The organism is Ruminococcus hominis (assembly GCF_014287355.1).
GTDB lineage: Bacteria > Bacillota > Clostridia > Lachnospirales > Lachnospiraceae > Schaedlerella > Schaedlerella hominis.
Map to the genome: position 1 here is coordinate 1,668,698 of NZ_JACOPE010000001.1, position 15,623 is coordinate 1,684,320.

13 protein-coding genes are annotated in these 15,623 nt (G+C 35.9%); 4 read left to right on the plus strand and 9 right to left on the minus strand.

Going from position 1 to position 15,623, the window contains the following annotated elements:
• Positions 1-64 precede the first annotated feature (64 nt).
• The gene (locus H8S40_RS07430; protein ID WP_186864951.1) at positions 65-2,791 is read right to left on the minus strand and encodes a translation factor GTPase family protein; all 2,727 of its coding nucleotides are present in this window, start codon (positions 2,789-2,791) and stop codon (positions 65-67) included.
• 254 nt (positions 2,792-3,045) lie between these two features.
• On the opposite strand from H8S40_RS07430, the gene H8S40_RS07435 reads away from it, so the two are divergent.
• Positions 3,046-4,272 carry an argininosuccinate synthase gene (locus H8S40_RS07435; protein WP_118723603.1) on the plus strand — a complete coding sequence of 409 codons (1,227 nt, stop codon included), beginning with the start codon at positions 3,046-3,048 and terminating at the stop codon, positions 4,270-4,272.
• A gap of 63 nt (positions 4,273-4,335) precedes the next feature.
• Here the strand turns inward: H8S40_RS07435 and H8S40_RS07440 are convergent, their stop codons facing one another.
• Positions 4,336-4,935: a gamma-glutamyl-gamma-aminobutyrate hydrolase family protein gene (locus H8S40_RS07440; protein ID WP_118723602.1), complete on the minus strand. Its 600-nt coding sequence runs from the start codon at positions 4,933-4,935 to the stop codon at positions 4,336-4,338.
• Between the two features lie 130 nt (positions 4,936-5,065).
• On the opposite strand from H8S40_RS07440, the gene H8S40_RS07445 reads away from it, so the two are divergent.
• Positions 5,066-5,248, plus strand: a complete 183-nt coding sequence (locus H8S40_RS07445) for a hypothetical protein (protein ID WP_118688000.1) — start codon at positions 5,066-5,068, stop codon at positions 5,246-5,248.
• Positions 5,249-5,267: 19 nt separating this feature from the next.
• Complete coding sequence (locus H8S40_RS07450; RefSeq protein WP_117989188.1) at positions 5,268-5,528, plus strand: spore coat protein; 261 nt, start codon at positions 5,268-5,270, stop codon at positions 5,526-5,528.
• Positions 5,529-5,620: 92 nt separating this feature from the next.
• Here the strand turns inward: H8S40_RS07450 and H8S40_RS07455 are convergent, their stop codons facing one another.
• Together H8S40_RS07455 and H8S40_RS07460 are read right to left on the minus strand one after the other, a co-directional pair.
• A complete protein-coding gene (locus H8S40_RS07455) occupies positions 5,621-6,994 on the minus strand; it encodes a radical SAM/SPASM domain-containing protein (RefSeq protein WP_186864952.1) in 1,374 nt (457 codons plus the stop codon).
• Between the two features lie 58 nt (positions 6,995-7,052).
• Positions 7,053-7,628: a manganese efflux pump MntP gene (locus H8S40_RS07460; RefSeq protein WP_118723601.1), complete on the minus strand. Its 576-nt coding sequence runs from the start codon at positions 7,626-7,628 to the stop codon at positions 7,053-7,055.
• Between the two features lie 280 nt (positions 7,629-7,908).
• Between H8S40_RS07460 and H8S40_RS07465 the strand changes: the two genes are divergently transcribed.
• Positions 7,909-8,478: a TetR/AcrR family transcriptional regulator C-terminal domain-containing protein gene (locus H8S40_RS07465; RefSeq protein WP_118723600.1), complete on the plus strand. Its 570-nt coding sequence runs from the start codon at positions 7,909-7,911 to the stop codon at positions 8,476-8,478.
• Positions 8,479-8,496: 18 nt separating this feature from the next.
• On the opposite strand, the gene H8S40_RS07470 is transcribed toward H8S40_RS07465, so the two are convergent.
• The 5 genes from H8S40_RS07470 to H8S40_RS07495 form a co-directional block, all read right to left on the minus strand.
• Positions 8,497-10,338 carry a DUF975 family protein gene (locus H8S40_RS07470; RefSeq protein ID WP_186864953.1) on the minus strand — a complete coding sequence of 614 codons (1,842 nt, stop codon included), beginning with the start codon at positions 10,336-10,338 and terminating at the stop codon, positions 8,497-8,499.
• Positions 10,339-10,672: 334 nt separating this feature from the next.
• Positions 10,673-11,959, minus strand: coding sequence for an aspartate aminotransferase type Ic (locus H8S40_RS07475; protein ID WP_186864954.1), 1,287 nt, complete (start codon positions 11,957-11,959; stop codon positions 10,673-10,675).
• Between the two features lie 517 nt (positions 11,960-12,476).
• Positions 12,477-13,679, minus strand: a complete 1,203-nt coding sequence (locus H8S40_RS07480; RefSeq protein WP_186864955.1) for a site-specific integrase — start codon at positions 13,677-13,679, stop codon at positions 12,477-12,479.
• Between the two features lie 266 nt (positions 13,680-13,945).
• A complete protein-coding gene (locus H8S40_RS07490; protein WP_182388439.1) occupies positions 13,946-15,055 on the minus strand; it encodes a replication initiation factor domain-containing protein in 1,110 nt (369 codons plus the stop codon).
• Positions 15,056-15,113: 58 nt separating this feature from the next.
• Positions 15,114-15,443 carry a hypothetical protein gene (locus H8S40_RS07495; protein ID WP_004613680.1) on the minus strand — a complete coding sequence of 110 codons (330 nt, stop codon included), beginning with the start codon at positions 15,441-15,443 and terminating at the stop codon, positions 15,114-15,116.
• Between the last annotated feature and the right edge of the window lie 180 nt (positions 15,444-15,623).

The following is a 15,623-nucleotide window of genomic DNA, read 5'->3' on the forward strand; positions in this document are numbered from 1 at the left end:
TACTCTGTTAAACTCTACTCTTACAAATTCTTACTCACATTTCTCTATTTGTCAAGTAGTTGTATTATTTTTTCTTTTTTTGCTCTGAAATATTGATTCCCAATCGAACCTCTTCCATTTGCCTGGCTGTATCTTTATCCAGATATTGAAACAAATAGTTTCTCTCGAGTGATGTATCTTCAGAATAATATTGTCTTAATTCCTTATTAGCAAATTCGACCTCTTCTTTTAACTCTTTCGCAGACAGAAGATGGCAGCCTTGTCCTCTTATAATCACTTGTTCTGTGCCATCTGAAGTAGCAACGGTGACAAGATATTTTCTTCCAATTTCATGAGCTACTTTCTCAATATATTGATCTGCAGTTTCAGCTTCTTTTGTATACACAACATGTATATTATGATATTTCTGTATTTCACCAGAAAAACCTTCTACTTTATAAGCATCAAATACTAATATCAATTCACATTTTTTGATTCCTTGATAATTGCACAACACATCTTGTAAACACCCTCTGGCAGCATCCATATTTACTTGTGCCAGTTCATTGAGTTCTTCCCATGCAAATATAATATTGTATCCATCTACTAATAAATATTCCTTTTGTTTCTTCTTATTAGAATACGATTTTGTACTGCTATTTACTGCTATTTTCTCATTTGAAAAATCTTTTCGATAAGCATAACTTTTCCGTGCAGCTTCTCTTTTGCGTCGTGAAGCTTCCACCATCGCATCCAGTTCTTTTCGATCTTCTTCTGTCATTTCCAGATATGTCGATGCACGACGTGCCGCCGCAGTCGGGAAAATCAATTCTTCATCAAGAGATTCCTTTGATTCCAGAGTGCTTTGCAGATGCATATAATTTTCTACTTCATCCCATTTTACAACAAACCCGGCTCCATGTGCGCAAAATACTGAACCGGTCGGATTGTCCAAATCTCGTTCTGAATCATATTCAACTTCTTTTACTACTTCTTCTTGATTGTGACATGGTTTATATCCTTCCAAAGTACAAGATAAACGACCACGCCCTTTTGTATAACTGATCACTTCTGTCTGATAGTCCCGCATAGTCACAACAGGCGCACTCCCTGTCAGAATAGCACTCTCCCCATCCTGAAGCGGAGTATCAAAGCTTCCGTTCATACGTTGGATATCTGTCATTGCACGACCGACCATATCGGCAGGTACTTCCAAACGATAGCTATAATATGGTTCAAGCAAAATGCTTTCGGCTTTCTTGAGTCCTTGACGCACTGCACGATACGTTGCCTGCCTAAAATCTCCTCCTTCTGTATGTTTCTGGTGTGCTCTACCTGCTATTAATGTAATATGCATGTCAGTAATTGCTGAACCGGTCAATACACCACAATGCTCTTTCTCTTCAAGATGAGTTAAAATTAGTCGTTGCCAGTTTAAGTCAAGTTCGTCCTGACTACAATTTGTAAAAAAATGTAATCCACTTCCGGATTCTGCAGGTTCCAAAAGTAAGTGTACTTCAGCATAATGTCTTAAAGGTTCAAAATGACCAACACCTTCTACGGATTGACGAATTGTTTCCTTATATACAATATTTCCCACGCCAAATTCCACTCGTACATGAAAGCGTTCCCATATTAAATTTTTTAACACCTCAATCTGAACTTCCCCCATCAATTGAGCGTAGATTTCTCCCAACTTTTCATTCCATATAATATGTAATAAAGGCTCTTCCTCTTCTAATTGACGAAGTTTTTCCAACATAGAATGTACTTCGCAATCCTCTGGCAGAAGAATTTGATAAGTAAGTACAGGTTCTAGAATCGGAATATCAGAATCCTTTTCTATTCCCAGTCCTTCTCCCGGGTACGTCTGAGTAAGACCTGTAATTGCACATATTGTCCCTTTATCTGCCTGATTTACGGTTTCATATTTCGCACCAGAATAAATACGAATCTGGTTTATTTTTTCTTCCCACCTATCGTCTTTTTGTTTGTTTTGTCCTGTCAGCAAATCTTTTACTTTAATATTTCCACTTGTCACTTTGATATATGTAAGTCGATTTCCTTGTTCATCTCTGCTTATTTTATATACTTTTGCACCAAACTGCTGTGTTGAAGTATCTGACAGCTTGACTGATTCTGAATATTCTACAATACCTTGCATAAACTCATCTACACCTATTATCTTCAAAGCAGATCCAAAGTAACATGGAAACAGTTCTCTTCTTTTAATCATTTGGGAAATCTGTTCTGTCTCAATTGTTCCCTTTTCTAGAAAATCCTCTAATACGTATTCATTACATATTGCTATAGATTCATTAAACCCATCTATATCTGAGGAACTGAAATCTACACAGTTTTCATTTAGTCGCTTTTTTAATTCTTTTATAAGTTTATCTTTGTCCGTTCCTGCCTGGTCCATTTTATTTATAAAAAGAAAAACAGGAATCTGGTAACGTTCCAATAATCTCCACAAAGTTTCGGTATGTCCCTGAATGCCATCCGCTCCGTTAATAACAAGAATTGCATAATCCAATACTTGGAGTGTCCGCTCCATCTCTGCTGAAAAATCTACATGTCCGGGAGTATCCAAAAGTGTAATGTTTAAATCTCCGATAGAGAGTTGAGCTTGTTTAGAGAAAATCGTAATTCCCCTTTCTCTTTCAAGTTGATATGTATCTAGAAAAGCATCTCCTTTATCAACACGCCCCAGCTTTCGGATACTTCCGCTTTGATATAGCATGCTTTCTGAAAGCGTTGTCTTCCCGGCATCGACATGTGCTAAAATTCCAATTACAAGTTTTTTATCCATAAGGTATGTTTCCTTCCTTTTCTATTCCCTTCCACAATTTTATCATAGAAAATTTTTCCAGACAACATTTCTCAATACCATAAAGTATCTTTTTACTGCTTTTATGTATATTTGCTTTATATTCTCACCAGTTTATACAATAAAATGTATATTTAACTGTTAAAATGAATTTTCATATATTTTCTATTGCATAATTATAAAAATAGGTGTATAGTAATTTTAAGTTGCTGAAGAAGTATTAGGAGGTAATAAAAATGAGTAAAGAAAAAGTTGTATTAGCATATTCTGGTGGTCTTGACACGACTGCTATTATCCCATGGTTAAAAGAAAATTTTGGTTATGAAGTAATCTGTTGCTGTATCGATTGTGGACAGGGAGAAGAATTAGACGGATTAGATGAACGTGCAAAATTATCCGGAGCTTCTAAATTATATATTGAAAACATTGTAGATGATTTCTGTGATAATTATATTGTACCTTGTGTAAAGGCCGGCGCTGTATATGAAAACAAATATCTGCTTGGAACTTCTATGGCTCGTCCTGCAATTGCAAAAAAATTAGTTGAGATTGCACGTAAAGAAGGTGCTGTTGCTATCTGTCATGGGGCAACAGGAAAAGGTAATGATCAGATTCGTTTTGAACTTGGTATCAAAGCACTTGCTCCTGACATTAAAATTATTGCTCCATGGAGAATGACGGATGTATGGACAATGCAGTCACGTGAAGATGAAATTGCATATTGCCAGCAGCATGGAATTGATCTTCCTTTTGATGCAAAACACAGTTATAGCCGTGACCGTAACTTATGGCATATCAGCCATGAAGGTCTCGAACTGGAAGATCCTGCAAACGAACCAAATTACGATGATTTGCTTGTACTTGGAGTTTCCCCGGAGAAAGCTCCTGATGAAGGCGAATATGTAACAATGACATTTGAAGCCGGAGTTCCAAAATCAGTAAATGGTAAAGAAATGAAAGTTTCTGATATCATCAAAGAACTGAATCGCCTCGGTGGAAAACATGGTATCGGTATCATCGACATCGTAGAGAACCGTGTTGTTGGTATGAAATCTCGTGGTGTATATGAGACACCTGGTGGAACAATTTTAATGGCTGCACATGAACAGCTGGAAGAACTAGTTCTTGATCGTGCTACATATGAAGTAAAGAAAGATCTTGGAAACAAATTTGCACAGATTGTATATGAAGGAAAATGGTTTACTCCACTTCGTGAAGCTATTCAGGCATTTATGGATGTTACACAAGAATATGTAACAGGTGAAGTAAAATTCAAGCTGTATAAAGGTAATATCATCAAAGCCGGTGAGACATCTCCATATTCTCTGTACAGCGAGTCTCTTGCAAGCTTTACAACAGGTGATTTGTATGACCACCATGATGCAGATGGATTCATTACATTGTTCGGACTTCCATTAAAGGTTCGTGCTATGAAAATGCAGGAATTAAAAAAGAATAAATAATTTAGGTTAAAAGGATGACAAATGAGCGTCACATTAGCATATTGTTATAATGTAACGCTCGTTTTATATCATTTCCAGTGCCTCTATCGTTTTGTCTGAAGCTCTTGCACATGCAATCAATCCATTCCCCAAATTTTCAATGGACTGATGGTGATAACTGTTGACATACAATTTCTGTCCGATATAGTTTCTCAATTGGCTGCCTGGCTCTACCATGATCTTATGACTCACTTCACTTCTCTCTTTCGATTGCTGCATATGATCCAAATGTCTTCCCGGCTGCAGAGAGATATCCTGATAAATACTCCCATCGCAAGCTACATTATAGATCTGCATTCCACGACAGATTGCAAGCATGGCTTTCCCTGTTTTCAATATTCGTTTCATTGTACGAATCTGGAATAAATCCAATGTAATATTTGTCTTTCCATTTCCGTTTTTTGGCTCCTGTCCAAATAAAAGTGGTGTGATATCATTGCCACCACAAAATAAAAATCCGTCGCAAAGACTTGCATACTGCTCAATCATGTGGTCGGACCTGACAAGCGGAAGTACAAGCGGAATACCACCGGAATATCGGACAGATTGAATATAATCATTTGAGACAAATTGTTTGTTTCCGTCTGTAAATCCACAAATTACAATTCCTATTTTCGGTTCCATTTCATTCCTCCATGTCTGACATGCTCTAGCATATGTCATTTTCTAATGCAATATACCCTGAAATGTATAAGATCTTTTCAATTGAACATACTACGTTTTTGTAATCACAAGCATAAAGGAGGAGTTATTTATGTCAGAATTATCTATTTTGGATTTACAAAATCTTCGTCATCTGATTGGCGGCTACGAAACAACACATTGTAAAATGACCGACTACGCATCCCAGACAGAAGATGCGAAAGTAAAAAAATTATTTCAGGATGCTGCGGATTCTGCAATGAAGAACAAACAGGATTTGATGAAATTTTTATAAACAAGGAGGGAATGTTTCAATGGACGAAAAAGCAATGGTAAATGATGCCCTTGTTGGGGTAAATGGCGAATTAAAAATGTTTGGGGAGATGATTGCACAGACTGAAAACAAAGAATTAAAACAATGTTTGAAGCAAATTCGCAATCAATGCGAAATGTCACAGGAAAAGCTCTATCAGGTAGCTCGCGAAAAGAGTTACTATGTTCCTGCAGAAAAAGCGACACAGGAAGAAGTAGAACATGTGAAATCAATTTTGACTCAGCCGAAAACGTTCTTCTAAGGAAATAAATGTAGTTTGAAAAGAGCATGAAAATCCGAATCAAATTCATCAGATTTTCATGCTCTTTTTATATTTCATTTTTATTTTTTTAATTACTTTTTGTTATTATTCCAAAGCTCTTCTGCTTTCTCTTTCCACTCTGCTGCATAAGCATCACATTTTGCACATAGATGTTCTACATTTTCAGGAGACTGCATATCTGTCGATTTTGCGCCTGTCTTTTCTACCATTTCTCTTAACTTCTCCGGATTCTCCAGCATTGGACATGGACGAAGATGATTATTATTAAATGGCTGACCCTCGCGATATGCCATAAATAATGGCTGTCTCAATGCATCCAGAAGACTTACTTCTTTAATATTTGCACCTGAATAATGAATAAATACGCATGGTTCAACATCCCCGTTTGGATTGATATGACAGTAGTTACGTCCACCTGCGATACAACCGCCTACAAATTCGCCATCATTTTGGAAATCAAATGCAAATATCTGTTTACCGCCTTCTTTACCTCGAATCTCACGAATCCTATGATACATATATTCTCTCTGTTCTTTTGTTGGAAGCAATTCTACTGCCGCATCATTTCCAACTGGCATATAATGGAAATACCATGCATAACGGCACCCTTTGTCGATAATCATATCAAGAAATTCATCGGATGTAACAGTGTCAATATTTGCTCTTGTATAGCAGATAGAGGTACCAAATATTTGTCCATGTGCTTTCAAAGTATCCATGGCTTTCATAACTTTATCAAACACACCCTGACCACGTCTTCCATCATTTACTTCTTCATATCCTTCCAGACTGATTGATAATGAAAGATTGCCAACTCGGTCCATCTCTTCACAGAATGCATCATCAACTAAGGTACCATTTGTAAATGCATGGAACGCACAATCGTTATGTTTTTCACATAATTTAATAATATCTGCTTTACGTACAAGAGGCTCTCCTCCTGTATACATATAGAGATAAATTCCTAATTCTTTTCCTTGCGTAATAATGCTGTCCAGTTCATCATAAGTTAAAGACATTGTATGACCATATTCAGCTGCCCAACATCCGGTACAATGTAAATTACAAGCACTTGTTGGATCTATTAAAATGAGCCATGGAATATTGCACTGATATTTTTCGCGCATTTCATGCATAATCTTTGTTCCGCTCAACATTGCTTCAAATCCAAGATTCATTGCTGTTTTTTTGATTACATTTGGACTTACTTCGTCAAAAATCCGATTAATATACTGCATCCATTTACTGTCCTTGTCACGAATCATTGCTCTTGCAGCTTCATAAGATTCTGGTTTAAAACGATCTTTTGCAAAATTCTCCGTCAAATCTACAATTTTCAATAAACTCTTTTCACGGTTTTCTGGGTCCTTGTTTAAATATTTTAATGTTACGTCTGCTGCAGCTCCAAATGCAGCTCTTGCTGCCTGATGTTTAATTGTTGCCATTTCTTTCACCTTTCCTTTATCTTTTAGTATAAAACCAATTAAAAATATTACTTTTACATTAATACAGTGTGCGAATAATAAATTCAACAGCACCAAAAAGTAAAATACAGCCCCCGATTGTTACAGCAGTCCTTCTAAACTGACATCCCATCCAATAACCAATATACATACCGATAATGACCATTACTATTGTGGTGATTCCAATAATAAATACCAGTAATAAGAAATCTGTTTCTAGAAAGCCAAACCCAATTCCTGCAATAAAGGCATCTATACTTGTAATACAGGCCCATACAATGATTTGTTTTGCTGAAATTATCTCATCTTTTTTTTCTTCGACTGGTTTTTCTTTAATTGCTTTCACAATCATATAGATTCCAAGACCAAGAAAAATTAAAACGGAAAATGTATTTGAATCATGACCTACATCCATTCCCAATTTTGCTGTGAAAGGAATATTTGTCAACAGATTTCCCAGTATCATACTGATAACCTGCCAAAAAGTAAATATACTGCAGATCTTCAATAAATTCTTTTTTCTGATTTCTGACATCATCGCACCTTTTGATAAAGCATATGCAAAAACATCCATTGTTAATCCATTCGAAATCAGAATAATCTCTAGTAGACTCACAATTTTCGCTCCCTTCTTCTTGATGTGCTTATTGTATCAGAAGATATTATCCACATGTAATATTCAGTCCTTTAAATCTGTAACACAGAAAAGACAATTATCTTAAAACTGTTATAAATCAAGGTACATTTTGAAATATTTGTATCCACATTTTATAATTGATTTTTGAAAAAACAGGATTTTTATTTTAGGAGAGATGTGTTATACTTATGTTTCAGATGAAAACATTAAAGGGCTGAATTATTAGAAATTTGATATTTTTGAAGGAGAGTTATTTGATATGGAAGACAAGAAAGAACTGACTAAAGACCTGCTTACTGCATCCTTCAGAGAGCTGGTTCTTCAGATTCCTTTTGAAAAAATTACAATTAAAATGATCACTGATGGAGCTGGTGTTATCCGTCCTACTTTTTATAAACATTTTCAAGATAAATATGAAGTTTTGGAATGGATATTAAAAACAGAAATTAAAGATAAAATTCAAGTATTGATTGATAATAATATGGAAGCAGATATCTTTCGTTTATTATGCAACTGCCTTGAAAAAGATCATGCCTTTTATCGAAAAGCATACGAAATAACAGGACAGAATTCATTTGAAGAATTAATGAGTGACTATATTTATCATTTATTCTTACTAATTTTATCAAAATATCCATTAAAAGCCCCTGACAAGCTGGCTGTTCTTACTATTGAAGCTATCGCTCGTTTCTATACTTTTGGATTAGCAGATTCTTTGAAATACTGGATTTGTCAGGACACACTTTTTTCAGGTGAAGAGGTTCACGCCGCTTATAATTATATTATTCGTAACTCTGTATTAGATTTATTAGAGTATCCGCTTAGATAAAATGAGCTCAGTCAGTTTTTAACCTCTGACTGAGCTATTCGTTTCTATGTATATTTTACTGATATAATCGGTAATTCCATGACCGGTATTCGGGTTTATAAAAGAATATACTTGATCTATCATAAATAAACTTAAAAGAATAACACATAACGGAACTGCAATTTGTGTTTTCATTTTTCTTAAATAATTATCTAACATTGGAGCTATCAGATATACAAGAATCATTCCCCCTATACCAAAAGTTAAAAGACCCTCTGCACAAATTCTACCATCTAGATTTAAAAAGTATCCTTGATAATCCCACCATTTTTTCCCATTAAACAAGCATTCTGTATAATACGATGTCATATATTCAATTACACCCGAAAGTATTACAATTGCTGTAAACTCCAATATCGGTTTCCTGCGCAAGCGATATAATAATGTAAGGATCAATAAGCTTCCGGCCCCATAGATAGGAATCCATGGTCCGTGCAACATTCCGCGATTTACAAATGTTCCGTCTGCTACCAAATGAAGGCTTACTTCCCACACCCATCCTGTGACACAAAAAACAAAAAATATCAATATCAAAGAGATTGGTGAATATCTTCGCATATAGTTAATATGTCCGGCTTTTACATCTTTTTCCTTTTCAGGAATAGGAAACAATCTTGATGGATATCCTTTTCCTGTCAAAGCGTCCTGCATCAATCGGAATTTTGCATCCTCATATTGCATTTTCTCAAGTTGAAGCTCTTCCTTTCTTGGATAAAGTGTAATTCCAAGATTTCGCGCCATAAATCCCTTAATTCCGTTCAAATGCTCCGTCTTCTTTGGCAAATAATAATCCATAAATAAAACATCTATATACGCCTCATCCAATGTTAATGCATCCGCTTTTTCATATAAATATAAGTCATTAAGTAATTCTATTCCCTTAACACAATTCTTTTTTGCAAAAAGTCTTACTTGGATATAAAACTCTGTATACGTTGCAATCTTATATGCATTTGTATAAAACAAATCCGATATTCCTAATGTCAAAAAACCTACCATATCCCATAATAAGAAAGACATTTCTAATTTAAAGCATTCCCACTTGTATCCACCCATCATTTTTCGAGATAATGTAATTGCTTCTTTCCAACCAATATCTGGATTTTCTGCTACAATATAGGGAACCAGATAATACGAATATCGTTTGATAACGCCTCCGATAATAGTGCATGCCCAAAGAGTCTGAAATAATACTTTCATCGCCAATGTTACCGCTACTTTACACCATTTCTTTACTTTTGCCAGAAATAAAATCCTTTGAAAAGGTACTTTATCGTATAATCTGCATTCCAGAACCATTCTTCTAAGAATTGTCTGAAGTACATTTTTGATAAACATCCATACTAAAAATAGCACAATAGCGGATAATATTATAAAAAGTGCAATTATTATATTTTTTGACAATCCAAGACTTTCTATTGCACTAAGCAATACTACAAGGAAATAACCTGAAGTAATATTATTTACTAAATCAGCCAGTATTCCCCTGCTTCTTCCAAGCACAATTCCTTTTTGAACTGTACTGTTTTGCGTAATTTCTTCTAATTTAAGATTATTTGCCAGTCTATAGGCCTCATCAATATGTCCATCTAATGCATCATTTAATATATCATCTAATGCTAATCTTGAATTATATTGAATAGCGTTTTTAATTTCTTTTGTTTTGCTATCCATTTCTGTTCGTTCTGTTCGAACAAAATTTAATGTAGATGAAAATTCGGTGCCAAACAGTGCCATTCCAAGACAAAGGATAAGTAACAGCCAATAGTGTTTCTTTACAACCTGCTTTGCACGCTTTTTCATTTCTTTTCTCTTAAGCATATTATCGTGCCTCCAATATTCTTATATTATCATATTCTTAACCACTTTTCTTCATTATTTTAAAAGAATATCATAAAATAAAGAAAAAGCAGTTCTGCGACTTAAGAACTGCTTTTCAACAATAAATAAATTTGGCTTACATAATTCAAGTCGAACGTCTGTGAGACTTGGCGCGTGATTCTGGTCAGCGAAGCTGACATATTCCTATCAGAATCACTGCGCATCCTCGCGGAGCGTTTATCTCAGTCGGAGATTGGACTCCCACTGAGACAAATTTGTTATTACTCACCACCTGAAGAGGTGGGAGTCTTCTCGACTGAGATAAAACAATATTTTATAAATTGCCAAGTAATTTATCAACACTGACAATCTTAACACTCAATACAAAGATTTCTGCGGCCACTTTCAAATCTTCAAGTGTTGGGTATGAAGGGGCAATACGGATATTGCTATCTTTTGGATCTTTACCATATGGGAATGTTGCTCCTGCTCCGGTCATAACAAGACCCGCTTCTTTTGCTTTAGCGACAATTGCTTTTGCACATCCCTCCATTGAATCAAAGGAGATAAAATAACCGCCTCGTGGTGCGATCCATGATCCGATTTCTAATCCGCCAAGTTCTCTATCAAGAGTTTCAAGTACTGCATCAAATTTTGGACGAAGTATATCAGCATGTTTTCTCATGTGCTCTACCATCCCATTAATATCTCCGAAGAATCTGGCATGACGAAGCTGATTTACCTTATCGTGACCAATTGTCTGAACCTGCATCTGTTTGCGGATTTCTGCAAGATTTTCATCTGATGAAGCAATTGCAGCAATTCCTGATCCTGGAAAACTGATTTTTGATGTAGATGAGAATTTATATGCAAGGTTTGGATTTCCTGCTTTCTCACACTCTTCCAAAATTTCAATCAGCTGATCCTGTTTATCCTCATATAAATGATGAATACCATACGCATTATCCCAATAAATACGGAAATCCTTTGCTGCTGGTTTTAATCTTGCAAAACGACGTACCGTTTCATCTGAATATGTAATTCCTTGTGGATTAGAATATTTTGGTACACACCAGATTCCCTTGATTGCATCATCTTCTGCAACCAGCTTTTCTACAATGTCCATATCTGGACCAGTAGCAGTCATAGGAACATTAATCATCTCAATTCCGAAATGTTCTGTAATTGCAAAATGTCTGTCATATCCTGGTACAGGGCAAAGGAATTTTACTTTGTCTAATTTTGCCCATGGTGTACTTCCAAGAACTCCGTGAGTCATTGCACGTGCAATCTGATCATACATAACATTCAAGCTAGAATTTCCAAAGATGATAATATTTTGTTTAGGTACTTCCATCATATCAGCAAGAAGCTGTTTAGCTTCTGTGATTCCATCTAATACTCCATAGTTTCTACAATCAACACCTTCCTGACAGATTAAATCGGTATCACTTGTCAGTACATCCATCATTCCCATAGACAGGTTCAACTGTTCTGCAGACGGTTTACCACGAGACATATCCAAATTCAATCCTCTGGCTTTTACCTCTTCAAATTCTGCATCTAACTTTGTTTTTAATTCTTTTAATTCTTCTACGCTTAAATTTTTGTATGCCGCCATCTTTGTATCCTCCAATTTTTCACTAACTAAATAGTAGTGTATACGATTTTTGATTTTTCTTCAACCTTTTCTTGCAAAAAATATTGTTTTTTTTACATTTTTGGTGTATTTGACAAGATTTATGAAGTTTTTAAGATGATTATATTCAATTTTTCGGCTTATGTTACACCTTTGCATTTCTATAGATAAAAACAACTCTCACTTTATACAAGTGAGAGTTGTAGGTATTGTCTGTTTTTATCTCAGTCGAGAAGACTCCCACCTCTTTCAGGTGGTGAGTAACAGCAAATTTGTCTCAGTGGGAGTCCAATCTCGACTGAGATAAACGCTCCGCGAGGATGCGCAGTGATTCTGTAAAGAATGTGTCAGCTTACGCTGACCAGAATCACGCGCCAAGTCTCGCGGCTGCTCGACTTGAATATTTATTTTTTTACAATATTTATATCTACTCGAAAATGTTGATTTTACGCTGTTTTTCGCTATCTATCTTCTGATTTACTCCATTTTTACTCCAATTTTAAGCCAATATTTTCAGTTCGGCTACTTCTTCTTTTTTCTTTTCTTCTGAAACGTGCGTGTATAAATCAGTTGTCATTGCCAATGTGGAATGACCTAAAAGTTTCTGCACTACCTGTTGGTCTACTCCATTTTCATAACACCTTGTAGCGTATGTATGTCGCAAAGTATGGCAGGTAAACAGTTCAAATATCTTCGGCTCTCTCTTTTCTTCCTTTGCTAGTTCAATCTCTATTACATTGATTTTTGCCACATAGTCTTTGATTGCACTATTGACGTTATAATAATAAACTGGCGAACCGTCCGAACAGGTAAATACCAAGTTTTGAAATTCTTTGTGCTGTTTCCATATTGAGCGTTTCCACATCTTCTGTTCTGTCTGCTTTATCTTCTGATTTTGCAAAATCTCATACACTTCATCTGTCATAGGAATTACACGATTACTGGATATGGTTTTTGCAGTCGTATAGAAAAACTTTGAACCCTCTACGGGACTAGAAGCCTTTGAATAATGAATTGTCTTATTGATTGTAATTTCTCTTTTTTCAAAGTCACAATCTTCCCATTTTAGTCCCAGCACTTCTCCAATCCGACAGCCTGTTGTCACAGCAAATTTCAGAACATTGATGTGTATGTAGGAAGAAGCAAATGTAAAAAATTTCTCCTGTTCTTCTCTTGTTAATACACGTCTTTCTTTTTTCACTTCTTTTGGCATTTCCACGCCGATACAGGGATTTTTTCTGATGTATTCACTCAATACTGCTTTATCAAACATATCACTTAACATAAATCTGATATTCGATACTGTTCCATGTGCAAGACCGCTGTCTATCAAGTCATTTAAAAACTTCTGAACGTGATATGTTTTAATGTCCTGCAAATACATCTTTCCGATAGAGTTCTTCACTCTTGAATTGTAGTAACTGTGGTTTTTATATATCGTAGTCATTTTAACTGTTTTCTTCTTATACAACTCTGTCCACGTTACATACCATGCGTTTAAAGTGATACTTTCGCCATTGCCATTCAAACCATGTTCATCTTCATAAACCGCTTCTCGCAACTTCCGTTTTAATTCATTCAGTTTAAAATCATAAAGCGTTTTACGTTTCCCTGTTTTACTTGTAAATCTTGCAATATAGCGTCCGTCTGCTCTCTGTGAAATTCCCTTACCGAGTTCTTTGCCTTTTAAATCTTTACCCATACCAACTTTCCTTTCTTCTACTGAAAGAAATATGGTAAAGTAAATATTTCAATTTTCATTATATCGACACCCCATTTTCTTTTCAAGCCCTTTTGCATTGATATTCTAGCCATTCATCAAGTAATTTCTTATTTGCATACAGCCGATTACCAATGCGTACTGTAAATCTATTTTTCGGATTGTTCAACAGTTCTCTTGCCTTTGTTTTCCCAATCCCCATATACTCACAAAATTCATTTATATTTAGTAATGCTTTATCGATACGATTACCCCCTTTCGCCTAATTTTCTTGCTTTTATGTAATCATCATACAACTGCTTCTGTGTGATATTCATTTCTCCATTTTTTACAAGATTACCGATATAATCTCTCTGCTCTATCTTCCCAACCTCTGCAAACAGTTTCAAAGACGGGGCAACATACTTTTCTAACCACTCCCACACCTTTTGCAAACTTTTCTTCTGTGGCTGTATTGTAAGTTTCACCTTGCCTATATCTTTCATCAGTTCCGCCCATGCTTGATAGGTTGGATAAAGTCTTTTTCGTGTTGTCATGCTGTCCGTCGGCTTTTCTAAAAATCGTATTTTACTGTTCAATACTTCCATTGCCAGTCCTGCCACATCTCTATATCTCAATAATTCCTGTACTACACTTACTGCCATTTCCTGCCGAAATCTCAACTCATATCTATTCCAATTTTCGTCTAATTCTACTCCATATTTTTTATTCTGTTCATATCCCTTTTCATAAAATACCAATCTCAAATTACTGGCTGAACTGCCGAGATAAAGACTTCCACCTTTACTCTGAAACACTTCCTCTTTCAGTTCTCCCGAGTCGTGAAAATCTATCTCCCGTAACTTTGAAGAAAGCAATCCCTCTTTTGTCCGTATAATCAAATCAGGAATACTCAAATACGGTTTTCTGTCGTCTATCGCCAAATCAATCCGAGGAAAATTGATGTGATACTGACAAACTCTGTTTAAGAAATCAAACCATGTTTCCTCATTGAGTTGTAAAAAATTCTCATAGTTGCGACAGCCTTTCCCACTCATCAAAATCTGAAAGCCTTGATACTGTGCATTTCCTGTCGGCTTTAGCACCTTGATATTATCGAAGATTGCCACAACCTCATGCCCTGCAATCCCTTTTTCATAGCCTGTTACCGTCATAAGTTCCAAAGGTATTCTCAGCACATCTTCTATAACTGCTTCTAACGGAACTTCCTTAATGGTTATCTGACACCAGTCTATCAAGGCACTTAATTCTTCTTTCTGCCGTATTACTCCCCTGTTAGTGTAGGGGAGTTCTGGAAGAAAACTTCCGCTTCTTTCTTCCAAATTTATCAAACCTCCAATCTGCAACGGCGTTGCCATTGCCCTGCCCTCAACCTGACGTTTGGTACGTCAGAACGAGGACAGGAACTTTGACTGCCTACATATTTTTATTTGGAACAGGGCGGATACCCTTACAGGTAATCTTCTCTACTAATACAGGGAAGTTTCCTCTCTGCACATAAGGGGCATATACTGGTTCTTCCAGTTCCACCACCGCATAAGGCTCAATCTTCGGAAGTTCCGTTGCTTCCAAGCGAATATCCACGCTGTTCCCAAGTTTCATGCTTCCAAGATGAAGTTTTAAGGCTTCCACTTCCTCTGTTTTCTTCTTACTGTCTTTATCATAGCGGTAACAGTTATCCGCACCCATAAAACGAAGTTCTCCAAAGGCTTCTTTTACCTGTTCTTTTGTCAATGTAATCTGCATACACGTTCCTTTCTCCCCGTTGAACCGATAGGTCAGTTTCTCATATTTTCATTTTCATATTTACGACGTCGATTTTTAGTTCAGTTATTTCTGAACTTTATTGTATATTAGCACAGAGGCATTCGTTTTGCAATACAAAGTTTAGTTTTTTATAAACTTTTTGTTTTCTTTTTTCTGAAC

What these genes read in the sequence shown, in the direction of transcription:
- H8S40_RS07430 (WP_186864951.1), bottom strand. Translation starts at nt 2,791, where the DNA reads ATGGATAAAAAACTTGTAATTGGAATTTTAGCACATGTCGATGCCGGG.
- H8S40_RS07435 (WP_118723603.1), top strand. Translation starts at nt 3,046, where the DNA reads ATGAGTAAAGAAAAAGTTGTATTAGCATATTCTGGTGGTCTTGACACG.
- H8S40_RS07440 (WP_118723602.1), bottom strand. Translation starts at nt 4,935, where the DNA reads ATGGAACCGAAAATAGGAATTGTAATTTGTGGATTTACAGACGGAAAC.
- H8S40_RS07445 (WP_118688000.1), top strand. Translation starts at nt 5,066, where the DNA reads ATGTCAGAATTATCTATTTTGGATTTACAAAATCTTCGTCATCTGATT.
- H8S40_RS07450 (WP_117989188.1), top strand. Translation starts at nt 5,268, where the DNA reads ATGGACGAAAAAGCAATGGTAAATGATGCCCTTGTTGGGGTAAATGGC.
- H8S40_RS07455 (WP_186864952.1), bottom strand. Translation starts at nt 6,994, where the DNA reads ATGGCAACAATTAAACATCAGGCAGCAAGAGCTGCATTTGGAGCTGCA.
- H8S40_RS07465 (WP_118723600.1), top strand. Translation starts at nt 7,909, where the DNA reads ATGGAAGACAAGAAAGAACTGACTAAAGACCTGCTTACTGCATCCTTC.
- H8S40_RS07470 (WP_186864953.1), bottom strand. Translation starts at nt 10,338, where the DNA reads ATGCTTAAGAGAAAAGAAATGAAAAAGCGTGCAAAGCAGGTTGTAAAG.
- H8S40_RS07475 (WP_186864954.1), bottom strand. Translation starts at nt 11,959, where the DNA reads ATGGCGGCATACAAAAATTTAAGCGTAGAAGAATTAAAAGAATTAAAA.
- H8S40_RS07480 (WP_186864955.1), bottom strand. Translation starts at nt 13,679, where the DNA reads ATGGGTAAAGATTTAAAAGGCAAAGAACTCGGTAAGGGAATTTCACAG.
- H8S40_RS07490 (WP_182388439.1), bottom strand. Translation starts at nt 15,055, where the DNA reads ATGGCAACGCCGTTGCAGATTGGAGGTTTGATAAATTTGGAAGAAAGA.
- H8S40_RS07495 (WP_004613680.1), bottom strand. Translation starts at nt 15,443, where the DNA reads ATGCAGATTACATTGACAAAAGAACAGGTAAAAGAAGCCTTTGGAGAA.